Annotated in this window: 19 protein-coding genes and 1 tRNA gene; 3 read left to right on the top strand and 17 right to left on the bottom strand. The window is 71.4% G+C overall.

The window, feature by feature from the left end; genetic code table 11:
- Window positions 1-144: 144 nt before the first annotated feature.
- The 14 genes from hpnH to QMK28_RS22660 form a co-directional block, all read right to left on the bottom strand.
- Entirely contained in the window at window positions 145-1,167 is a 1,023-nt protein-coding gene (gene hpnH, locus QMK28_RS22725) for an adenosyl-hopene transferase HpnH (RefSeq protein ID WP_326440891.1), read from the bottom strand.
- A 5-nt stretch (window positions 1,168-1,172) separates the two neighbouring features.
- Window positions 1,173-1,808 carry a phosphorylase family protein gene (locus tag QMK28_RS22720; protein ID WP_326440889.1) on the bottom strand — a complete coding sequence of 212 codons (636 nt, stop codon included), beginning with the start codon at window positions 1,806-1,808 and terminating at the stop codon, window positions 1,173-1,175.
- Window positions 1,805-3,934 carry a squalene--hopene cyclase gene (gene shc, locus QMK28_RS22715; RefSeq protein WP_326440887.1) on the bottom strand — a complete coding sequence of 710 codons (2,130 nt, stop codon included), beginning with the start codon at window positions 3,932-3,934 and terminating at the stop codon, window positions 1,805-1,807. Before shc ends, QMK28_RS22720 begins: the two co-directional genes overlap by 4 nt.
- A gap of 94 nt (window positions 3,935-4,028) precedes the next feature.
- Window positions 4,029-5,180, bottom strand: coding sequence for a polyprenyl synthetase family protein (locus QMK28_RS22710; protein ID WP_443050793.1), 1,152 nt, complete (start codon window positions 5,178-5,180; stop codon window positions 4,029-4,031).
- Window positions 5,177-6,643, bottom strand: a complete 1,467-nt coding sequence (hpnE, locus tag QMK28_RS22705) for a hydroxysqualene dehydroxylase HpnE (RefSeq protein ID WP_326440883.1) — start codon at window positions 6,641-6,643, stop codon at window positions 5,177-5,179. Before hpnE ends, QMK28_RS22710 begins: the two co-directional genes overlap by 4 nt.
- A 130-nt stretch (window positions 6,644-6,773) precedes the next feature.
- The gene (gene hpnD / locus QMK28_RS22700) at window positions 6,774-7,748 is read right to left on the bottom strand and encodes a presqualene diphosphate synthase HpnD (RefSeq protein WP_326440881.1); all 975 of its coding nucleotides are present in this window, start codon (window positions 7,746-7,748) and stop codon (window positions 6,774-6,776) included.
- Complete coding sequence (hpnC, locus tag QMK28_RS22695; RefSeq protein ID WP_326440931.1) at window positions 7,745-8,602, bottom strand: squalene synthase HpnC; 858 nt, start codon at window positions 8,600-8,602, stop codon at window positions 7,745-7,747. Before hpnC ends, hpnD begins: the two co-directional genes overlap by 4 nt.
- 520 nt (window positions 8,603-9,122) lie before the next feature.
- On the bottom strand, window positions 9,123-9,926 hold the full coding sequence (locus QMK28_RS22690; RefSeq protein WP_326440879.1) for an ABC transporter ATP-binding protein: 804 nt from the start codon (window positions 9,924-9,926) through the stop codon (window positions 9,123-9,125).
- Window positions 9,919-10,860 (bottom strand): ABC transporter permease, encoded by a 942-nt coding sequence (locus QMK28_RS22685; RefSeq protein ID WP_326440877.1) that lies wholly within the window; start codon window positions 10,858-10,860, stop codon window positions 9,919-9,921. Before QMK28_RS22685 ends, QMK28_RS22690 begins: the two co-directional genes overlap by 8 nt.
- 78 nt (window positions 10,861-10,938) lie before the next feature.
- Window positions 10,939-11,820 (bottom strand): glycosyltransferase family 2 protein, encoded by an 882-nt coding sequence (locus tag QMK28_RS22680; RefSeq protein WP_326440875.1) that lies wholly within the window; start codon window positions 11,818-11,820, stop codon window positions 10,939-10,941.
- A gap of 8 nt (window positions 11,821-11,828) precedes the next feature.
- Window positions 11,829-12,614, bottom strand: a complete 786-nt coding sequence (locus tag QMK28_RS22675; protein ID WP_326440873.1) for a CDP-alcohol phosphatidyltransferase family protein — start codon at window positions 12,612-12,614, stop codon at window positions 11,829-11,831.
- Window positions 12,592-13,653, bottom strand: coding sequence for an iron-containing alcohol dehydrogenase family protein (locus QMK28_RS22670; RefSeq protein ID WP_326440871.1), 1,062 nt, complete (start codon window positions 13,651-13,653; stop codon window positions 12,592-12,594). The genes QMK28_RS22675 and QMK28_RS22670 overlap by 23 nt, the downstream gene beginning before the upstream one ends.
- Window positions 13,641-14,378: a phosphocholine cytidylyltransferase family protein gene (locus QMK28_RS22665; protein WP_326440869.1), complete on the bottom strand. Its 738-nt coding sequence runs from the start codon at window positions 14,376-14,378 to the stop codon at window positions 13,641-13,643. Before QMK28_RS22665 ends, QMK28_RS22670 begins: the two co-directional genes overlap by 13 nt.
- Entirely contained in the window at window positions 14,375-16,324 is a 1,950-nt protein-coding gene (locus tag QMK28_RS22660) for a DUF5941 domain-containing protein (RefSeq protein WP_326440928.1), read from the bottom strand. Before QMK28_RS22660 ends, QMK28_RS22665 begins: the two co-directional genes overlap by 4 nt.
- A gap of 264 nt (window positions 16,325-16,588) precedes the next feature.
- Between QMK28_RS22660 and galE the strand changes: the two genes are divergently transcribed.
- From galE to idi, 3 genes are all read left to right on the top strand, one after another.
- Window positions 16,589-17,575, top strand: a complete 987-nt coding sequence (gene galE, locus QMK28_RS22655) for a UDP-glucose 4-epimerase GalE (protein WP_326440867.1) — start codon at window positions 16,589-16,591, stop codon at window positions 17,573-17,575.
- A 235-nt stretch (window positions 17,576-17,810) separates the two neighbouring features.
- Window positions 17,811-18,755, top strand: coding sequence for a cation diffusion facilitator family transporter (locus tag QMK28_RS22650; RefSeq protein WP_326440865.1), 945 nt, complete (start codon window positions 17,811-17,813; stop codon window positions 18,753-18,755).
- Window positions 18,756-18,799: 44 nt separating this feature from the next.
- Complete coding sequence (gene idi / locus QMK28_RS22645; protein ID WP_326440863.1) at window positions 18,800-19,438, top strand: isopentenyl-diphosphate Delta-isomerase; 639 nt, start codon at window positions 18,800-18,802, stop codon at window positions 19,436-19,438.
- Here idi and QMK28_RS22640 read toward each other — a convergent pair.
- The 3 genes from QMK28_RS22640 to QMK28_RS22630 form a co-directional block, all read right to left on the bottom strand.
- Window positions 19,424-19,891 carry an ATP-binding protein gene (locus tag QMK28_RS22640; protein ID WP_326440926.1) on the bottom strand — a complete coding sequence of 156 codons (468 nt, stop codon included), beginning with the start codon at window positions 19,889-19,891 and terminating at the stop codon, window positions 19,424-19,426. The two genes, idi and QMK28_RS22640, sit on opposite strands and share 15 nt — an antisense overlap.
- Before the next feature lie 279 nt (window positions 19,892-20,170).
- Window positions 20,171-20,244 (bottom strand) — tRNA-Met (locus tag QMK28_RS22635).
- An 80-nt stretch (window positions 20,245-20,324) separates the two neighbouring features.
- Complete coding sequence (locus QMK28_RS22630) at window positions 20,325-21,965, bottom strand: ABC-F family ATP-binding cassette domain-containing protein (RefSeq protein WP_326440924.1); 1,641 nt, start codon at window positions 21,963-21,965, stop codon at window positions 20,325-20,327.
- Between the last annotated feature and the right edge of the window lie 104 nt (window positions 21,966-22,069).

Here is a 22,069-nt window from a genome sequence, read left to right as displayed (position 1 = left end):
GAATGCAGGGGAAGTTGGGAGTCATGGCAGACACGAGGCGGAAGTTCGACGCGGAGTTCCGTGAGGGGGCTGTGCGGATCGTTGCCGAGACGGGCAGGCACCGTCGGAAGCCCCAATGAGCCAAGCTCACCAGCGCTCATCACCTCACCCGCGGTTTCCGCTGACCGTCTCGCGCGCGGCGCGCAGCGACTCCTTGAGCGAGCCCATGGTGGCGAGGACGGCGGTCGGCTCATACCCGCAGTGCGCCATGCAGTTCGCGCACCGGGGGTCCTTGCCACGGCCGTACTTGGCCCAATCGGTCTCGTCGATGAGCTCCCGGTACGTCGGGACATACCCGTCGCTCATCAGATAGCAGGGCCGCTGCCAGCCGAAGAGCGAATAGTTGGGGATCGCCCAGGCCGTGCACGCGAAGTCCGCCTTGCCCTCCAGGAAATCGAGGAACAGCGGGCTGTGGTTGAGCCGCCACTTCTTCCGGTTGCCGCCCGCGAAGGATTTCTTGAACAGCTCGCGGGTCTGCTCGACACCGAGGAAGTGCTCCTGGTCGGGTGCCTTTTCATAGGCATAGGCGGGCGAGATCATCATCTCGTCCACCTTCAGGTCGTCATTGAGGTAGTCCAGCACCTCGATGATGGTCTGCGGAGTGTCCGTGTTGAAGAAGGTCGAGTTCGTGGTGACCCGGAATCCCTGCTTCTTCGCTTCCTTGATCGCCTCGACCGCCTCGTCGAACACACCTTCCTTCGCCACCGATTCGTCGTGCCGCTCCCGCAGCCCGTCGATGTGCACCGCCCACGCGAAGTAGGGCGAGGGCGTGAATTTTTCGAGCTTCTTGCGCATCAGCATCGCGTTGGTGCAGAGGAAGACGTACTTCTTCTTGGCCACCAACTGCCGCACGATCTCGTCGATCTGCGGGTGCATCAGAGGTTCGCCACCGGCGATGGAGACCATCGGGGCGCCGGATTCGAGGACGGCGCCGACCGCCTGCGCGACCGGCATCCGCTGCTTCAGCACGCCGGCCGGGTGCTGGATCTTGCCGCAGCCCTCGCACGCCAGATTGCAGGCGAAGAGGGGTTCGAGCTCCACGATCAGTGGGAACTTCTCCCGCCGACGGAGCTTCTGTTCAATGAGATATGTCCCGACCCTGATGGTCTGGCGAAGCGGCATGGCCATTGGGCTCACCTCCTGGGGAGCAGCAAAGAATGGTGCCATTCAAAGAAGGCTGGAAGAACAGCGCGCAACACGTGGAGCGCTGATATTCCACCCCGCAGAGTCCCGATTCGGACGAGTTCATGGTCTGGAGCGTCCACGATCACCCGTACGGCCGCAACAGGGCGTACGCCGAGGCCGAGGGCGCTCCGGAGCATTACGGGGGATTCCATGTCCACCGCGAGTGCGCCCCCCGCGTGCAGCGCCGCGCGCTCCGCGCCCCGTACGACGTGGTCGGAGCCGTGCAGAGCCCCGGTGTGCACGGTCAGCCCGCGCGCCCTCAGCGCGGTGGCCAGCGTCCCGCTGTCCGTACAGGTCACGGTTCCCGCGGCGTCACGGGTCTCCTCGGCCACGACCACGTCCCCGGGGCGCATGCCGGGGGCGAGGCCGGCGCAGAAGCCGGTGGCGATCACCGCCGCGTCGCGGGCCAGATGGTCGTGGCGCAGCGCTTCGGTGACCCTGCGCCGCGCCGCCTTCGGACCCATGCCGGTACGGATCACCGCGACCGGTCCCGCCGCGCCGCTCCGGTCGCCGCCGCGCAGCGCCAGCCGTTCGATCCCGAGCGCGCAAGCGATCAGCAGCGGAGCGCCGCGCCCGGTGTTCACCGGACCTGCCGCAGCTCGTCCGCGAACGGCTCGCCGTGCAGGTAGCGGCCGAGCGCGGTGAGGGGGAAGACCATCCGGTAGAGGTGGTAGTTGATGGAGAAGTCCCAGGGGAAGCCGGTGCCGGTGAAGTACGGCTCGTCCCAGGACCCGTCCTTCCGTTGTTCCGCCACCAGCCAGCCGACGCCCCGCTCGACGGCCTTGCCGTCCCGCTCCCCCGCCGACAGCAGGGCGAGCAGCGCCCAGGCGGTCTGCGAGGGGGTGGAGACGCCGTGCCCGATCCACTCGGGGTCCGGGTAGGAGCGCAGGTCCTCGCCCCAGCCCCCGTCGTCGTTCTGCACGCTCTCCAGCCAGCCGACGGCGCGCCGGACCGCCGGGTGCGAGGCCGGGATGCCGGCGGCGACGAGCGCGGGTACGGCGGAGCCGGTGCCGTAGATGTGGTTCACCCCCCAGCGGCCGAACCACGCGCCGTTCGCCTCCTGTTCGGCGAGCAGCCACTCGATGCCGCGCCGGGTGCCGGCGTCCTGCGCCTTGCCGGTGAGCGCGAGCATCTCGACCACGTGCGCGGTGACATCGGCCGACGGCGGGTCGATGACCTCGCCGAAGTCGCAGAACGGCAGCCGGTTCGGGAAGCGGCTGGTGTTGTCGGCGTCGAAGGCGCCCCAGCCGCCGTTTCTGCACTGCATCCCGAGGTTCCAGCGCACGGCGCGCTCGACCGCGGCGTCGACCCGCGCGGGGTCGGGGTGCGCGACCCTGCGCAGCGCGAGGACCACCTCGGCGGTGTCGTCGATGTCGGGGTAGTTGTCGTTGTGGAACTCGAACGCCCAGCCTCCCGGCTGGAGTCGCGGTCGCTGCACGGCCCAGTCGCCGCTGCGGACGATCTCCTCGTCCAGCATCCAGTCGGCGGCCTTGACCAGGGCCGGGTGGTCGGGGCGCAGGCCCGCGTCGGCGAGGGCGATGGTCGCCAGGCAGGTGTCCCAGACCGGGGACTGGCACGCCTCGATCATCCGGCTGCCGTCCTCGCGCCAGACCGCGAACCGGTCCAGCGACTCCAGCCCGGCCCGCAGCACCGGGTGGTCGAGGTCGTAGCCCATCAGATGCAGGGCGATGACGGAGTAGACGGCGGGCGGCTGGATGCCGCCCCAGCAGCCGTCGTTCTCCTGGCGCTCGACGATCCAGCGGGCGCAGGAGCGCAGCGCGGCGCGGCGCAGCGGGCGCAGGGTGACCTTGCGGTAGGCGTGCAGGGCCTGGTCGAGGCGCTGGAAGAGGCCGTCCCAGCTGGTGGCGGCGGCCTTGCGCTGCGGCGGGTTGGGCCGGGCCGGGTCGGTGTGCAGCTCGTCGAGGCCGAAGGGGGCCGGGCGGACCGGCCGTACGGCGGAGACGACGGTGAGCGGCACGATGGTCTGCCGGGCCCAGCAGCCGAAGTCGTAGATGTTGAGGGGGACCCACTTGGGCAGGAAGATCAGCTCGGGCGGCAGTTCGGGGAGGTCGTCCCACTTCCACCAGCCGAAGAGGGCGAGCCAGATCCGGGTGAAGACGCGGGCCGCGGCGATGCCGCCCCTGGAGCGCACCCAGGCGGCGGCGGACGCCATGTGCGGGGCGTCGACCGCGTCCCCCGCGAGGCGCAGCGCGAGGTACGCCTCGATGGTGGTGGAGAGTTCGCCGGGGCCGCCGTAGAAGCCCGCCCAGGTGCTGTCCTCGCGCTGCTCGGCGCGGATGTGGCGGGCTGCGGCCTCAAGCGTCTTCGGGTCCTGGACGCCGAGGAACTGACGCAGTAAAAGGTCCTCGGCGTCCATCGTGACGTTGGTCTCCAGGTCGCCCTTCCACCAGCCTTCGGGGTCCTGCTGGGCGAGCAGATGTTCGACGGCGCGGGCGGTGGCCCGCTCGGCTGCCGCCGCTGTGCTCCCGGCGGGCCCGTCGGCCGGGTCGGCCCGGTCGGTCGCGGCCGGACCGGTGGGCCCGGCCCCGTCGGCGAGGCGCCTGCCGATGAGGCCCCTGTCGATGAGCCCGCCCGCACCGGCGGGCGGCGCGGGCGGGTCCGTCGGCCCGGGGGCCGCGATGGTGATCTCGGTGGCCGCGGGTGCGCGGGGCGGCACGGCCCCGGCGCTTCCGTCGGTCGTCGCTGTCATGGCTTCCCCTTCTGCAGTGCGTGCTCTGCCGTGCTGGGGTGTGACTGTCAACCGTTTCCGGTCGGCGACTGCTACGGGCCGGTGCGGCCCGGTGCTACCTCTGCCGTACGACGACGAAGTCCGCGAGGGCCACGAGTTGCGCGCGGACCGCCGCGGGCATGTCCACCAGGTCCAGCGCCTCGATCGCGGTGGTGTGCTGCCGCCTGGCTTCCTGAGAGGTCCACTCTCGGCCGCCCGCCTCCTCGATGAGCGCCGCCCTGCTGGCGAACTCCTGCTCGTCGAAGTCCGCGGCGGCTTTGTCGGTGTCGCTGCTCTTGGCGTCGGCGGCGAGGATCTCGGCCAGCCGCTCCGAGGCGGGTCCGCCCGCCGCGAGCGCGGCGACCACGGGCAGCGACTTCTTGCGCTGCCGCAGGTCGCTCCAGGTCTGCTTGCCGGTGGCGACCGGGTCGCCCCAGATGCCGAGCAGGTCGTCGACCGCCTGGAAGGCCAGGCCGAGGTGGTAGCCGTACTTCTCCAGGATGTCGGCCGTCGCGTCGTCCGCACCGCCGAGCACCGCGCCGATGGAGACGGCGCAGGCGAGAAGCGCGCCCGTCTTGTTGCCCTCCATCTCCAGGCATTCCTCGACCGTCACGCGCTCACGGTGCTCGTAGGAGATGTCCTGCGCCTGGCCGTCGATGAGCTTGCGGGTGGCGGTGGTGAGCCGCCTGGTCGCACGCCCCGCGTCGACGGTGCCGAGCTCCAGCAGTATTTCGTTGGCGAGTGCGAAGAGCGCGTCGCCGACCAGGATCGCCTGGGCCGGGCCGTGCACCTTCCACACCGTGTCGCGGTGGCGGCGCTGCTCGTCGCCGTCCATCAGGTCGTCGTGCAGCAGCGAGAAGTTGTGCACGAGTTCGACGGCCACCGCGCCGGGCACGCCGACCTCCGGCGGGACGCCGGCGGCCTCGGCGGACAGCAGCGCCAGGGCGGGGCGCACCGCCTTGCCGCCGTCGCCGGCGGTCGCGTTGCCCGCGGCGTCGATCCAGCCGAAGTGATAGGCGGCGACGGTGTCCATGGGGGGCGCGAGCCGGGCCACGGCTGCGCGCAGCACCGGCGTGGCGAGCGTACGCCCGCGCTCCAGCAGCGCGGTGACGTCCGCGGTGTCGATGGCCGGGGTCACGGGCTCTCCTCTGTTTCCGTTGCTCCAGGGCTTCCGGGCGCTCGCGGGCTCGGCCGCGGGTGAGGTTATCCCCGGTGAGAACACAGTCATGCCGCCTCCTGGAGCGGATTGTCGTGCGAGCGACCCAGCCCGGTGAGCGCGGTGTCCGCCGCCGCGAGGCCGCTTCGCACCGCACTCTCCATGGTCGCGGGCCAGCCGGTGGCGGTCCACGCGCCGGCCAGGTAGAGGCCCGGCGTATTGGTACGGGCGGCGGGCCGCAGCCGTCCTGTGCCGGGGGTGGGTGCGAACGTCGCCGTGCGCTCCCGGGTGACGAAGAAGTCCCGCACTCCGGCCCCGCGGGCGGCGGGCAGCAGCCGCTCCAGCTCGGGGAGGTAGCGCGCGCGCAGCCGGCCGACCGGTTCGCTGATCTCGTCGTGCGCGATGGACTGGGAGATGGCGAGGTACTGGCCGCCGCCGGTCAGCCCGGAGGACTCCGTGCGGTCGAAGACCCATTGCACGGGGCTGCCGAGCGCGGCGAAGAACGGCCGGCGCAGCACTTTGCGGTCGTAAATGACATGGAGGTTGAGGATCGGCGCGGTGCCGATCTCCAGCAGCCGGCCGGGCTCGTCCAGCGCCCCCGCGGGCAGCAGCCGGTGGGCTTCGCGCTGGGGCACGGCCAGCACCACGGTGTCGACGGCCATCGTCTCGCTCTCCCGCTCGGAGAGCTTGAATCCGGAGTCGACGCTCACCTGGTGGTCGCCGCCGGGCAGCCGGTGGACGCTGGTCACCTTGCCCTGGGTGATGACCCGTACGCCGGCCTTGTCGAGGGCGGTACGGGCCAGCGTGTCGTGCAGCTCGCCGAGCGGGACCCTGGCCCAGCCGATGTCGGCGGCGCCGGGCTCGGAGAGCAGCCCGGTCTTGAAGACCATGGCCGCGAGCGCGAGCGAGGAGTCGTCGGCGGTGGCGTTGAGGGTCGCGATGCCCACCAGGTCCCAGAGCGCCTCGATGGTGCGCGGCGACTGTCCGTGGCCGCGCAGCCAGCTCCCGAAGTCCTGGTCGTCCAGGGCCGGGTCGGCGAGGTCGAGGCCGCGCAGCGCGAGGGCGGCGCGGCCGACGCTCGCACGCTCGGCGAGCGAGAGGTGCGGGTAGCGGGCCAGGCTGGCCGCGAGGTGCAGGGGTACGGGCAGCGCGGCGCGGCGCAGCCGGCCCAGCCGGGCGCCGCGTGTTCCTCCGACGTCGAGGACGGGCACGTCCAACCGTTCCTGCACGGGAGCCAGTTCGAGGCCCTCGACGCGCTTGAGGAACCACTGGTAGGCGGTGCAGCAGCGGAGGTAGACATGCTGGCCGTTGTCGACGCTCAGCTCCCCGGCCGCGGAGTCGCGGCGGAAGGAGAAGGCGAGGCCGCCCAGGCGCGGGCGGCTCTCGACGAGGGTGACGCGCACTCCGGCGTCGGCGAGCGCGAGGGCCGCGGTGGTTCCGGCGAGGCCGCCGCCGACGACCACCGCGTCCGAGCCGCACCGGCCGCTCGCCGCGGCCTCGCGGCGCGGGCCTGATCCCGTGTCGCTCACTGTCATGCACCCACCCCCCTGGCTGCAGTCAGGGACGCAACCGCCCCGCGGAGGGTTGCGTGCCGGTTGTACGACCACTCGTTCGGGTGAGTGGCGGGCGTGCCGGAAGTACTGGAGGTTCCTCGCACCTGGGCGGTCAAACGCCCCTCCTGACGCTCTGGCGGAAGACCCGCCGGGCGTCGAGCCCCGACAGGCCGCGCGCGGCGACGTATGCCTTCTCCCGGCCGGACAGCGCGACGCGACCGCGGAGCACCGCCTCCGGGTCGGCGGCGATGCGGTCGAGCAGCCTGCGGTAGATCCCCGCCATGGCCGCGACGCACGCGCCGCTGCGCCGGTCGAGCATCGGGAGCAGTTGGTACCCCTCGGCGAACAGCGCGCGGGCGCGCCGGACCTGGAAGTGCACCAGGCCGGTGAAGTCCGAGCCCGGCGGGGGCGTGGCGGAGTGGAAGCCGGCGGAGCAGCCGAACTTGGCGAGGTCCTCGGCGGGCAGGTAGGTGCGGCCGTTGGCGGCGTCCTCGCGCACGTCCCGGAGGATGTTGGTGAGCTGCAGGGCGAGGCCGAGCGTGTCGGCGTACTCGGGGGCGCGCTCGATGTCGCTCGCGCCGGGGGCCGCGCCGGACGCCGGGACCGGCGCCGTGCCGAACACGCCCAGCGAGAGCCTGCCGATGGCGCCGGCGACGCAGCGGCAGTAGACCTTCAGGTCGTCCCAGGTCTCGTAGTTCTCGCCGCGCACGTCCATGAGGACGCCGTCGATCAGCTCGTCGAGCCCGTCGAGGGGCAGCGGGAAGCGCCGGGCGGCGTCGGTGAGCGCGACGGCCACCGGGTCGGTGTCGTCCTCCTCGACGTCGCCGTCCCTGACGCGGTCCAGCAGCGTGCGGGTGCTCTCCAGCCGGACGGTCTTGACCTTGGAGGCCAGGGGTCCGTCGCCGATGTCGTCGACCCGGCGCGAGAAGGCGTACAGCGCCGACATCGCCTGTCGCTTGTCCGCGGGCAGCAGCCTGATGCCGTAGGCGAAGTTGCGGGCCTGGTGCCCGGTCACGGCCTCGCAGTAGCGGTACGCAGCGAGCACCGGCGCGGAAGCCTGCGGCGTTCCGTCCACGGTCCGGCTCACCTCTCTCTTCGCAATGTCGCTCCCGCCTCGCGCAGCACGCTGAGCTTGGTCGGCTTGGGGGGTCCAGGGAGTACGTCGTAGTCGGCGGCCGCGACCGCTTTGAGGGCGGCGCGTCCGCCGGCCACGAAGCCGGCCAGCAACAGCTTGAGTCTGCCGTGCACGCTACCCACCAGTGGGGGGCCTTCATTCAGCAGGAGCGCGGCGCGTTGCGCCTCGTGTGCCACCAGCGCGCGCACCGATGCGCCCCCGTTGCGCGCTGCCAGGTCGGCTTCGGTGACGCCGAATCGTTTCATGTCCTCGGCCGGCAGGTAGACGCGGTCCCTGCCGAGGTCCTCGGCGACGTCCTGGAGGTGCTCGACGATCTGCAGGGCGGTGCAGACCGCGTCGGACCGCCGGACGCGCTCCGGGCTCGCGGTGCCGGTGATCCGCAGGACGAGCCGGCCGACCGGGTTCGCGGACAGCTCGCAGTAGGCGAGCAAATCGTCGTACGTCGCGTAGCGGCGGACCCGCTGGTCCTGCCGGTTGGCCTCGATCAGCGCGAGGAAGGGCTCGGGGGTGAGCTCGCACCGGCGCACGACGGGGACCAGCGCGCGCAGCAGCGGGTGACGCGGTCCGCCGTCGAAGACCCGGTGCAGGTCCGCCTCGAAGGCGTCCAGCACGGCGGGCCTGTCGTCGGCCTGCCCGCGGTCGAGCCCGAGCAGCTCGGCGTCGGCGCCGCCGGGCGGCAGGTCGCCGTCGCCGATGTCGTCGACGAGGCGGGCGTAGCCGTAGACGGCCATCAGGTCGCTGCGCCAGGCGCGCGGCAGGAAGAACGGCGCGACGGGGAAGTTCTCGTGCGCGGCTTTGTCGAGCACGGCGCGCGACTGCGCGTCCGCGGTCACCACCGGCTGCCCGGGGCTCGCACCCTCGGCGCAGGGACGGCGGACGCGCCTCGGAGCCGGAGAGTTCCAGTAGCCATTGCCGTCACATCTCCCGTTCTACACTGTCGACCCAGAACATCCTATTTCGGACACGCCGCAGGTCCACCGTGCCAAGAACGGCCCCCCGCCAGCATGCGCCGGTCCGTATCGCCCGACTTGCCACTAATCAGCACCGCTACAGCGTACGCCGTAGAGCACTCCGGCGTACGCGCGGGTGTGAATCTTCCGGGCACTCCCCCGCAGAACGCCGGGGCAACCCCCGGACGCCGCCCGATCTTCCCCTCGGGACAAGCGAGTTGAGGGTACGGCAGGCCCGCCCCGCGCAGCGCGGGGTATTCCACAGCCGGGAAGCCCCTGCCGGACGGATCGTCCGGCAGGGGCTTCCATCGCACCCCCGCGCCCCCGGTACGACTGCTCGCGTCCCGGTACGGCGTGCTGGTGATCGGCCTGTGGGCTACTTGCCCATTTCCTTCTCGTACGCCTTGATGACCTCGTCGGTCGGGCCGTCCATCAGCAGCTCGCCCCGCTCCAGCCACAGCACCCGGTCGCAGGTGTCCCTGATCGACTTGTTGTTGTGGCTGACCAGGAAGACCGTGCCGGCCTCCTTGCGCAGCTCCCGGATCCGCGCCTCGGAGCGCTTCTGGAACTTCCGGTCGCCGGTCGCCAGCGCCTCGTCGATCATCAGCACGTCGTGGTCCTTGGCCGCCGCGATGGAGAACCGCAGCCGCGCCGCCATGCCGGACGAGTAGGTCCGCATCGGCAGCGTGATGAAGTCGCCCTTGTCGTTGATGCCGGAGAACTCGACGATGCCGTCGTAGCGCTCCCGCACCTGCTCGCGCGACATGCCCATGGCCAGGCCGCCGAGCACGACGTTCTTCTCGCCGGTGAGGTCGTTCATCAGCGCCGCGTTCACGCCCAGCAGCGAGGGCTGGCCGTCGGTGAAGACCTGGCCGCTCTCGGCCGGCAGCAGACCGGCGATGGCCCGCAGCAGGGTGGACTTGCCCGACCCGTTGGAGCCGATCAGGCCGATCGCCTCGCCCCGGTAGGAGGTGAAGCTGACCCCCCTGACCGCGTGCACCTTGCGCACGCTCTGCGAGGGCTGGCGCTTGACGATCCGGTTCAGCGCGGCCACGGCGCCGCCCCGGCCGCCTCCGCCGTACACCCGGTAGACGATGTGCAGCTCGTCCGCGATCACGGTCGGTCTGCGCTCGCCCGTCGGTGTGGTCGCCGCCTCAGCGGCGGTGTTCTGCTCAGCCACGGCCGTAACGCTCCTCAGCCTTCCAGAAGTACACGAAGCCCGCGGCTCCGACGATGACGGACCAGCCGATCGCCAGCAGCCAGACGTGCGACGGCAGGTTCTCGGACGTGAAGCTGTCGATCAGCGCGAAGCGCATCAGGTCGATATAGACCGCCGCCGGGTTGGCCGACAGCGTCTCGATGAGCCAGGACGGCGCGTTCAGCTTCCCGAGCTGGGTGGACAAGCTGTACATGACACCCGAGGCGTACATCCAGGTGCGCAGGATGAACGGCATCAGCTGCGCCAGGTCCGGCGTCTTGCTGCCCATCCGGGCCATCACCATGGCGAGCCCGGTGTTGAAGACGAACTGCATCGCCAGCGCCGGGATCACCAGCAGCCACGACCAGGTCGGCGTCTGCCCGAACCCGAGCAGGATGATCAGCAGCACGACCATGGAGTACAGCAGCTGCTGGAGCTGCTGCAACGAGAAGGAGATCGGCAGCGCGGCGCGCGGGAAGTGCAGCGCGCGCACCAGCCCCAGGTTCCCGGCGATCGCCCGGACGCCCGCCTGCACCGAGCTCTGCGTGAAGGTGAACACGAAGACGCCGGTGACCAGGAAGGGGATGTAGTTCCCCTTGCCGCCCGGCACCCCGTCCCGGCCGCCCATCAGGAGACCGAAGATCAGGTAGTAGACCAGTGCGTTGAGCAGCGGTGTCATGACCTGCCAGAGCTGCCCCAGCTTCGCCTGGCTGTACTGCGCCGTCAGCTTGGCGCGGGAGAAGGCGAGGATGAAATGCCGCCGGTCCCACAGCTGACGCATGTACTCGACGAGCCCGGGGCGGGCGCCGCTGACCGAAAGGCCGTACTTCTTGGCCCGTTCGGCAGCGGAAAGCCCGTCGTCGGGAGTTGGCGGGGCACTCACGGCGACCGCACCGTCGTGCGTTGTCTCGCTCACAGTTGACACTTTCGTCCTCAAGGTGCGCTGCCGGGGCCGCGCCCCGGATCGCGCCCGATGCTCTCAGACACGAGCTTGTCAGATGACAGGAGGTCGGCCCAGACGGGTCAGGCGCCAAACCGTACGCCACTTCATGGGGCGTCGCGGTCCGCAGGGGGTGGACCAGCCCTCCTTGAAGCCGCCGAACCAGGCCCGCAGCGCGGGCCGGGAAGGGCGTCGGGCCAAGGTGAGCAGCATCCAGACGCCGAGGTAGACCGGCACCAGCAGAGCCGGCAGATTGCGCCGGGCCAGCCAGACCCGGTTCCGGGCCACCATGCGGTGGTAGACCGCGTGCCGGCTGGGGGCCGTCGTCGGGTGGAAGAGCACCATGTCGGCGCGGTAGTCGATCATCCAGCCGCCGTCGAGGGCCCGCCAGGCGAGGTCGGTCTCCTCATGGGCGTAGAAGAAGTCGTCGGGCAGGCCGCCGACCTGCTGGATGACCTTGCTCCGCACCGCGTTGGCGCCGCCGAGGAAGGTGGTGACGCGCGAGGACCGCATCGGGTCCGCCGCGCGCAGCCTCGGCACGTGCCGGCGCGCGGTCTCACCGGTGTCCGGGTCCGCGATCCGGAAGCTGATGATGCCGAGCTCCGGGTCGGCGGCGAACGCCTCGCGGCACAGCTGCGCGGTGTCCACGTGCGGCAGCAGCCCGTCGTCGTCGAGGAACAAAAGCCCGTCGACGTCGGCGCCACCGGGCCCGAAGGCCTCGATGCCGACATTGCGGCCGGCCGGGATGCCCACGTTCTCGGGCAGCTCGACGGTCCGTACCACCAGCCCGGTCACCGACAGCTCCGGCAGCGGCGAACCGTTGCCGACCACGACGACCTCGACCGGGTCGCCGTCCTGCTTGGCGACCGAGTCGAGCAGCGCGCGCAGCTCCTCGGGGCGGTTGCCCATGGTGAGGACGACCGCCCCGAGCTTCATACGGGCGCTCACCGGAGCCGGCTCGAAGCGAGGACGCTGACGAGGTGCAGCAGGGTCTGCAGCAGTGCGATGGCGGCGAGCGCCGCGACGGCGATCCGGGTGAACAGCAGGTCACCGTGGATGTAGTCGGCGATGCCGGCGACCAGGATCATCAGCGACGCCTCGACGCCGCCGACCAGCCGGTGGAACTTGAGCGCGGCAGCGGCCTTACGGGCCAGGGCCAGCCCGGAGGAGCGCGGCGCGGCGGCCTCGTCCTTGACGGCCGGCAGTCCGCTGCGTGCGCGGGCGACGTCGACCAGGTCCGTCTCGGCCTTGATCAGAATCGCGCCGAGCGCGGCCAGCGTGCCGATGAAGGCCCACTCCCAGTGGGTGCCGCCGCCGTCCTTATGGAACAGGTCGGCGGCCCGCATGCCCGCGCCGACCAGCAGCGCGGCCTCGGACAGGTAGTGGCCCACCCGGTCGAGGTAGACCCCGGTGATCGAGGTCTGCTTGCGCCAGCGCGCGACCTCGCCGTCCACACAGTCCAGCAGCAGGTAGAGCTGGATCAGGACGGCGCCGAGGACGGCCCCGATCAGGCCCGGCACAAGGAGTGCCGCGCCTGCCAGGATGCCCGCGACGATCATCAGGTAGGTGAGCTGGTTGGGCGTGATCCTGGTGTTGACCAGGTACGGGTCGCAGTGCAGCGAGATCTCTCGCATGTACATGCGCCCGGCCCAGTGCTCACCGCTGCGCCGGTCCTTCACCCCGTCGGGGTGCACGACCGGTCGGAGTTCAGCTACTGACGGTTTTGGCATAGTCGGCGTATGCGTCCCTGATCTCGTCGGTGGAGAGGTCCAGGTGTTCCAGGATGGTGAAGCGCCCGGGGCGGGTCTTCGGCGCGTACTCCACGGCCGCGACGAATTCGGCCTCGGTGAAGCCGATCTCGCCCGGCAGCACCGGCAGGCCGTGCCGGCGCAGTACCTCGACCATGAAGGCGGACTCGGTGTGCGCGCCGCGCAGGTGCATCGCGAAGGCCGCGCCGAGGCCGACCTGCTCGCCGTGCAGCGCGGAGCGCTTGGGGTAGAGCCAGTCGAAGGCGTGGCTGATCTCGTGGCAGGCGCCGGAGGACGGCCGGGTGTCACCGGCGATCGACATCGCGATGCCGGAGAGCACCAGGCCCTCGGCGAGCACCGTGAGGAACGCGTCGTCGCCGCAGCCGCCCGGGTGCCGGAGCACCGATTCGCCCGCGGTACGGGCCATGGCGGCGGCGAGGCCGTCGATCGGCTCGCCGTTCTCCCGGTGGCCCAGCTCCCAGTCGGCGATGGCCGAGATGTTGGAGATCGCGTCGCCGATTCCGGAGCGCACGAAGCGGACCGGGGCGTCGCGGATCACATCGAGGTCGATGACCAGCGCGATCGGGGTCGGCACACCGTACGAGCCGCGGCCCGCGTCGTTGTCGAGGATCGACACCGGCGAGCAGATGCCGTCGTGCGAGAGGTTCGTCGCGACGGCGACCACCGGCAGCCCGATACGCGCGGCGGCGTACTTGGCCGCGTCGATGACCTTGCCACCGCCGAGCCCGACGACCGCGTCGTAGTGCCCGGCCTTCATCGCGTCGGCGAGCTGGATCGCGCCGTCGATGGTGCCGTCGGCGAGCTGGAACCAGTCCGCCGAAGGGAGCACCGGGGACAGCTTCTCGCGCAGCGCGCCGCCGGAGCCGCCGCTGATCGCGATGGCCAGCTTGCCCGAGCTGGAGATCCGCTGGTCCGCCAGCAGGCCCGCGAGGTCGTCCAGCGCGCCGGCGTTGATGTCGACGACGACCGGCGACGGGATCAGGCGGGTCAGTACTGGCACGCGATCCCCCGGGCCTTGTTGAGGTCGTCGTGGTTGTCGATCTCGACCCACTTGACGTCGCCGATGGGGGCGGTGTCGATGGTGAAGCCGCGGTTGACGAGCTCCTGGTAGCCGTCCTCGTAGTAGAGGTCGGGGTCCTTCTCGAAGGTCGTCTTCAGCGCGTCGGCGAGGTCGGCGGCGGCTTCCGGCTCGATGAGCGTGACACCGATGTACTCGCCGCTGGCCGTTGCCGGGTCCATCAGCTTGGTGATGCGCTGGACGCCCTTCGCGGGGTCCACGATGACCTTCATCTCCTCGTCGGCGAGCTGCTTCACCGTGTCGAGGGCGAGGATGATCTTCTGGCCCTTGCCACGGGCCGCCAGCAGGGTCTTCTCGACCGAGACCGGGTGCACCGTGTCGCCGTTGGCGAGGATGACGCCTTCCTTGATGATGTCGCGTGCACACCACAGGGAGTAGGCGTTGTTCCAGGTCTCCGCCTTGTCGTTGTCGACCAGGTGGAGCTTTACGCCGTACTTCTTCTCCAGCGCGGACTTCCGCTCGACGATCGCCTCACCGCAGTAGCCGATGACCACGGCGACGTCGGTGAGGCCGACCTCGGCGAAGTTGCCGAGCGTCAGGTCGAGGACGGTCGTCTCGCCGTCAACCGGCACCAGTGCCTTGGGCAGGGTGTCGGTGTAGGGGCGCAGACGCCGTCCGGCGCCGGCTGCCAGCACGAGGCCGATCATGCGGGTTCTCCTTCATCGTGTACGGCAGGTGCTCCGGAGGACACCCAGAAACGGATGCTCTCGGTGAGCACCAGGAGCGCGAGGGCCAATGCGATGGCCGTCAGCGCGATGGTGAAACCTGTGTGGTGCAGCAGGGCGGCGGCGATCGCGACCGCCAGTACCCGCCCGTCGTGCCCGCCGATCGCCCGCACCAGCCAGTGGGGGGGAGCGCCGGTACCGCCGCGGATGCGGTACACCGTGTCGTAGTGATGGTAGGCGACAGCGGACACCAGTCCGAAAGCCGCGGGCAGCGCGCCGTCCACCCCGGACCGGGCCGCGAGCACCAGGACCGTCAGATATTCGGCGGCCCGGAACACCGGCGGCACCAGCCAGTCGAGCTCGCCCCTGAGCGGGCGGGCGACGGCGAGGCCGGAGGTCAGTACGTAGACGACGGCGGCCGCCACCGGCCACCAACTCCCGGCCGGGGCCGCCAGTGCGGCGGCGACCAGCAGCGCGCCGCCGAGCAGCGCGATCGCGGGAACGGCGAGGCCGGGCAGGGCGCGTGAGGCGGGCCGCAGCGCCTTGGCCGCGGCCGAGGCCAGCGGCCCGGAGTCCGCCAGTTCGGCGAGGGCTCGCGCGGCCCGGTCGGTGCGGCTCGCCTTGCGGGTGAGCGAGCGCAGCACCCGGCCGGCGGTGGTGTAACAGGCCGCCAGCGCACAGCCGACGAGCAGCGCGTAGAAGACGATGCGCGGGGTGGTCAGCGCGGTCAGCACGGCGATCATCGCCCACCGCTCGCCGATCGGCAGCACTATCATCCGGCGCAGCCAGACCGTCCAGCCGACGCTGTCGAGCTTGTCCGAAAGGGCCGCGGTGGGGCTGGTGTTGGCGGTCGCGTCGTGGTTCGCCTCGTTGAAGGAGAAGTCGACGACATGGCGGCAGGTCTGCAGCACCATCGCGCCGAGCGCGAGCGCCCAGACGTCATCGCCGTTCGCGGCCGAAGCGCCGAGCGCGAGCCCCGCGTAGTACGCGTACTCCTTGGCCCGGTCGAAGGTCGCGTCGAGCCAGGCGCCGAGGGTGGAGTACTGCAGCGAGTAGCGGGCGAGCTGTCCGTCGGTGCAGTCGAGTACGAAGGAGAAGAGCAGCAGCAGCCCGGCGGCGACGTAGCCGCTGCGGGTGCCGGTGGCCGCGCAGCCCGCCGCGATCAGCGCGGTGAGCAGCGACGCGGTGGTGACCTGGTTGGGGGTGAACCCCCGGCGGGCGCACCAGCGGGCGAGGTAGCGCGAGTACGGGCTGATGCAGTAGGTCGTGAAGAAGCCGTCGCGGGACTTGACGGCGGTGCGCAGCCGGACGGCTTCGTCGTCCACCGCGGCGACGGCGGCGCGCGCCTCGGCGCGCGCCTGCGGTTCGGTGGGGACGACGGCGACCAGGGTGCCCAGCTCGGGGCGGTGTACCAGGACGCCTTCGGCGTCGATGCCGGCGGCGAGCAGGTCCGCCAGGCTGTCCGACTGTCCGGGGGCGGCCCGTACGCCTGCCGGGCCGCCGCTCGGGCCGTCGCCGGCCGCGGTGCTCGTCGGCGCGGCTGCCGGCCGGGGTGCGGCCGGCGCGCTCGGCGCGGTGCCGGGTCCGCCGGTGGCCGACCCGGCGGTCGTGGTGCCCTCGGTGAGGGCGAGTACGGAGGCGGAGGCGGCGCGGGTCAGCGCGGGCCGCGCTTCGGCCTGTGCGGTCAGCGCGCCCGGCACCGCCGTCGCGGGGAAGCGGGGGTCGGTGAGGGCCAGCCGCAGCGCGTGGGTGTGGCCGATGAAGCGGGGATCGACCACCGCGACCCGCTGGTCCGCGGGGACCGTGCCGAGTTCCCGTCCGAGGTCCGCTGCGTCAGCCGCGACGCGCACGTCGAAGCCCAGCGCTCGCAGGTCGTCGGCGAGCGAGGACCCGGCGACCGGCGGACCGGTGAGAATGGCGGTCGACAGACGAACTCACTCCTTGGAAGCTGACATGGCCGCGCCGGGCGGTGGCACATCCGGGCAGCGGGCGTGGCACAACCGACACTCCCAGCTGCTCCGGGGGCGGGCGGCACGTCGGCAGAGGCTATCGGATCACCGGAAGCCGCCGTTCACCGCACGTGCACCCGGTTGTTACGACGACACAGCATGCTGGATCGCGGCGGCCCCCGACAAACGCGGCCGGTACGTTCCCGTCGTCGGCCGGTGCGTTCCTGTGGATAGGGTGCCGTTATGACGTGGCTGATCACAGGTGGGGCAGGCTATATCGGGGCGCACGTGGCGAGGGCCATGGCGGAGGCCGGGGAGAGTGTCGCCGTCTATGACGACATCTCCAACGGTGTCTCCGGCCGGCTTCCCCCGGACATCCCGCTCTTCGAGGGGGACGTCCTGGACCGCGCGGCTCTGGACCGGGCCCTGGACGAGCTGAACGTGACCGGGGTCGTGCACCTGGCCGCCAAGAAGCAGGTCGGGCAGTCCGTCGAGGAGCCGCTGCGCTACTACCGGGAGAATCTGCACGGTCTGACCGTGCTGCTGGAGGCGGTCACCGCGGCCGGGGTGAAGAACTTCGTCTTCTCCTCCTCCGCCGCCGTCTACGGCACCCCTGATGTGGAGCTCGTCACCGAGAGCACTCCGTGCCTGCCGTTGAGCCCGTACGGCGAGACCAAGCTCGCGGGCGAGTGGCTGGTGCGGGCGACCGGCAGGGCGCACGGCATGGCCACCGCCTGTCTGCGGTACTTCAATGTGGCGGGCGCCGCGCGCCCCGAGCTGTCGGACACCGGGGTGTTCAATGTCATCCCGATGTTCTTCGAGAAGATCACCGAGGGCGACACCCCGCTGATCTTCGGCGACGACTACCCGACGCCCGACGGCACCTGCGTGCGCGACTACATCCACGTCGAGGACCTCGCCGAGGCCCACCTGGCCGCCGCCCGCCGGCTCAGCGCCCAGCAGGGCGCCGGGGATCTGACCGTGAACATCGGCAGCGGCGAGGGGGTCTCGGTGCGCGAGCTGGCCGATCTGGTCGCCGAGGTCACCGGTCACCAGGGGCCGTCCGCGAAGGTCATGCCGCGCCGGGCGGGCGACCCCGCGCGGGTCGTCGCGTCGGGCGAGCTGGCCGCCAAGGAGCTGGGCTGGTCGCCCCGGCAGGACGTACGGAGCATGGTGACCTCCGCCTGGGAGGGCTGGTGTCTGCGGCGCCCCGAGGCGCTGCGCGGTTGAGCCGTACGGCCTGACGACTGCCCCGTACGGCCGCTCCGGCGGCGCTCGTACAGCTGTCCCAGAGCCGGGGTCCCGGCTCCGCCCTAGCAGCATCACCGCAGGTCAGAGCAGATGACAACGGTGTTCAGTGCCGCGTTGCCAGATACCCCCGCCCCGTAGTTGACTGGGCCCGTAGTCGACGGGAGACCGGCCGGCGGCGTCGGCCGGTCGCGCACCGATACGGGAGGCGGCAGCCATGGGGGCTGGGCACGATCACGGACACTCCCACGCGCCGCCGGCCGGTGCGTCCGGCACCGCGGCGGCGGCCTACGTCTCCCGGCTGCGCGTCGCGCTGGCGCTGACCGCGACGGTGATGGTCGCCGAGATCGTCGGCAGTCTGGTGACCGGGTCGCTGGCGCTGCTGGCCGACGCGGGCCATATGGCGACCGATGTGGTCGGGCTGAGCATGGCGCTGGTGGCGATCCACTTCGCGAACCGTCCGCCGTCCGAGCGCCGCACCTTCGGCTTCGCCCGTGCGGAGATCCTCGCGGCGGTGGCCAACGCGGTGCTGCTGTTCGGCGTCGGCGGCTACATCCTGTACGCCGCGATCCCCCGGTTCTTCGATCCGGTGGAGGTCGAGGGCGGGCCGACGATGCTGTTCGGCGCCATCGGCCTGGTCGCCAACCTGATCTCGCTCGCGCTGCTGATGCGCGGACAGCGGGACAGCCTCAATGTCCGCGGGGCGTTCCTGGAGGTCATGTCGGACGCGCTCGGCTCGGTGGCGGTCATCGTCGCGGCGGCGGTCATCGCTCTGACCGGCTGGACGGCGGCCGACCCGATCGCGTCCATCCTGATCGGCATGATGATCATCCCCAGGACCTGGAAGCTGTTCAGGGAGTCGATGGACGTGCTCCTGGAGGCCGCTCCGAAGAACGTGGACATGGCTGAGGTCCGGTCGCACATACTCGCTCTGCGGGGCGTCGAAGATGTGCACGACCTGCACGTTTGGACGATCACATCCGGGATGCCGGTACTGTCCGCCCATGTGGTGGTGCACCAGGACGCCCTGGATTCCATCGGCCACGAGAAGATGCTGCACGATCTCCAGGGCTGCCTGGGTGATCACTTCGACGTCGAGCACTGTACGTTCCAATTGGAGCCGCGGGGACATGCGGAGCACGAAGCCAAGCTGTGCCATTGACGTACGGCAGACTTGAGCGTCGAAGACCGAATTTGAGGATGGTCATGCCGATCACACCAGCCAACGGCCGATCCACCGCCACCAGCACGGCGGATCCCAGCGCCGACGCCGGGGCGGTCCCCGCGTCGGGCGATGCCAGCGAGCCGATCCTGCTCGAACTGGTCGACGAGCACGGCACCACGATCGGCACCGCGGAGAAGCTCTCCGCCCATCTGCCCCCCGGCCGGCTGCACCGGGCCTTCTCGGTCTTCCTCTTCGACGCCCAGGGCCGGCTGCTGCTCCAGCGCCGCGCGCTGGGGAAGTACCACTCCCCCGGCGTCTGGTCGAACACCTGCTGCGGGCACCCCTACCCCGCCGAGCCGCCTTTCGTCGCCGCCGCGCGCCGCACCGGCGAGGAGCTGGGTGTGTCCCCGACGCTGCTGCGCGAGGCCGGCACCGTCCGCTACAACCACCCGGACCCGGCGTCCGGGCTGGTCGAGCAGGAGTACAACCACCTCTTCGTCGGCCTGGTCCGCGCCGAGCTGCGGCCGGACCCCGAGGAGGTCGGGGAGACCCTGTTCGCGACCGCGGACGCGCTCGCCCGGCTGCACCGCGAGCGGCCCTTCTCCGCGTGGTTCATGACGGTGCTGGACGCGGCGCGACCGGCCGTGCAGGAGCTGATCGGCCCGTCAAAGGGCTGGTAGCGGCAGTTCGGCCCAGACCACCTTGCCGCCGCTCGCGGTGTGCTCGACGTCGCACATCCCGCCCGCCTCGTCGGTGATCGCCTTCACCAGCAGCAGTCCGCGCCCGCCGGTCCTGGCCTGATCCGCCTCCAGCGCCTTGGGCCGGTACGGGTGGTTGTCCTCGACCGCGACCCGTACCCAGCTGCCGACGACCGAGACCTCGACGCCGATCTCCGGCGAGAGCAGGGCCGCGTGCCGTACGGCGTTGGTGACCAGTTCGGAGACGATCAGCAGCAGTCCCTGCAGCAGTTCCTCGTCGGCCGGCACCCGCTGGTGCCGGAGCAGATCGCGGACCGCGTGCCGGGCCCGTGGTACCGAGGAATCCTGCGGGGTGGCGGTGAACCGCCAGGCGCCCTCATAGCTCTGTGGCGCCTCGCCGGTCTGTGGCGCCTTGTAGCTCTGTGGTGCGGTCATTTCCTCGGGCGGCTCTGCTGATGGTCCGGGGGGCGTGCTCACACCTTGAGTGTTGAGAACCCTCTGTCCGCACCGACCTACTGACCACAAGTCAGCATCTATCGATGATTTACGACCGGACGCATTCGCCGCCGCCAGCTCCGCGACTGTTCCTGGCCCTTTGTTCCTCCCTCAATGAGCGAGAAGTGTCCGCCGGGTCACGCCCGTCCGGGACCGGGCCGAGGGGACGCGCAAAAGCAGCAGGCCCGGTGCGTAACGCACCGGGCCTGCTGTCGAAAGTAGCGGGGACAGGATTTGAACCTGCGACCTCTGGGTTATGAGCCCAGCGAGCTACCGAGCTGCTCCACCCCGCGCCGCTGAACATGACACTACGGGGTGTGGAAGCTCAGGCCAAATCCGTTCAGCGCTGCTCGCTCACCTCAACCCCGCGCGCTCACGCCTGCTCGCTCACGCGCCCGTCCTCGACCGCGATCCGCCGGTTCGTCCGCACCGCGTCCAGCATCCGCCGGTCGTGGGTGACCAGCAGCAGCGTGCCGTCGTACGAGTCCAGCGCCGCCTCCAGCTGCTCGATCGCGGGCAGGTCGAGGTGGTTCGTCGGCTCGTCCAGGACCAGCAGGTTGACGCCCCTGCCCTGGAGCAGCGCCAGCGCCGCGCGGGTGCGCTCCCCCGGCGACAGCGTCGAGGCCGGGCGCAGCACATGCGCCGCCCTGAGGCCGAACTTCGCGAGCAGCGTCCGTACGTCCGCGGGCTCCAGGTCCGGCACGGCCGCGCCGAACGCGTCCATCAGCGGGGCCTCGCCGAAGAACAGGCCGCGGGCCTGGTCCACCTCGCCGACCACCACGCCGGGGCCGAGCGCCGCGTGCCCCGAGTCCACCGGGAGACGGCCGAGCAGGGCCGCCAGCAGCGTCGACTTGCCGGAGCCGTTGGCGCCGGTGATCGCCATCCGGTCCGCCCAGTCGATCTGGAGGTCCACCGGTCCGAGGGCGAAGTCGCCCCGGCGCACTTCGGCGGCGCGCAGCGTCCCCACGACCGCGCCGGCGCGCGGCGCGGCGGCGATCTCCATCTTGAGCTCCCACTCCTTGCGGGGCTCCTCGACCACGTCGAGGCGTTCGATCATGCGCTGCGTCTGACGGACCTTGCCCGCCTGCTTCTCGCTGGTCTCGCTGCGGAACTTGCGGCCGACCTTGTCGTTGTCGGTGGCCTTGCGGCGGGCGTTCTTCACGCCCTGGTCCATCCAGGAGCGCTGGGTCCGGCCGCGGGCTTCGAGGCCCGCCTTGGTGTCGGCGAACTGCTCGTACTCCTCGCGGGCGTGCCGGCGGGCCACCTCGCGCTCCTCCAGGTAGGCCGCGTACCCGCCGCCGAAGGTGTTGACCTGCTGCTGGGCGAGGTCCAGCTCGACGACGCGGGTGACGGTACGGGTGAGGAACTCCCGGTCGTGGCTGACCAGCACGGTGCCCGCGCGCAGACCGGCGACGAAGGCTTCGAGCCGGCCGAGGCCGTCCAGGTCGAGGTCGTTGGTCGGCTCGTCCAGCAGGAAGAGGTCGTAGCGGCTGAGCAGCAGCGAGGCGAGTCCGGCGCGGGCGGCCTGGCCGCCGGAGAGCGAGGTCATCGGCTGGTCGAGCCCGACCTTGAGGCCGAGCTGCCCCGCGACCTCCTCGGCGCGTTCGTCCAGATCCGCGCCGCCGAGGTCGAGCCAGCGCTCCAGCCCTGTGGCGTACGCGTCGTCCGCGCCCGGCCGTTCCTCGACGAGCCCCTGGGTGGCGGTGTCGAGGGCGAGTTGCGCCGCGCCGACGCCGGTGCGGCGGGCCAGGAAGTCGCGGACACTCTCGCCCCGCCTGCGCTCCGGCTCCTGCGGCAGGTGGCCGACCGTCGCGGTGGGCGGGCTCAGCCGGAGCGTGCCCTCCTCGGGCGCGGCCAGCCCGGCGAGCATCCGCAGCAGGGTCGACTTCCCGGCGCCGTTGGCGCCGACGAGACCGATCACATCGCCGGGTGCGACGACCAGGTCGAGGCCGGTGAACAGCGCGCGGTCGCCGTGGCCGGCCGCGAGATCTTTGACGACGAGGGTTCCAGTCATGAGGTCGTCCATCGTATCGGCCGGGCGCCGCGCGCCGGTCGGCCAGGCCCGGCGGGCCGCGCGGTCCGGCCCCGGCGGGCCGCGCGGTCGGTCCGCTCCGCCTG

This window comes from Streptomyces sp. H27-D2, from assembly GCF_035828615.1.
GTDB lineage: Bacteria > Actinomycetota > Actinomycetes > Streptomycetales > Streptomycetaceae > Streptomyces.
The sequence above is the reverse complement of the archived record's forward strand: the minus strand, read 5'-3'. Positions and strand labels throughout refer to the sequence as shown.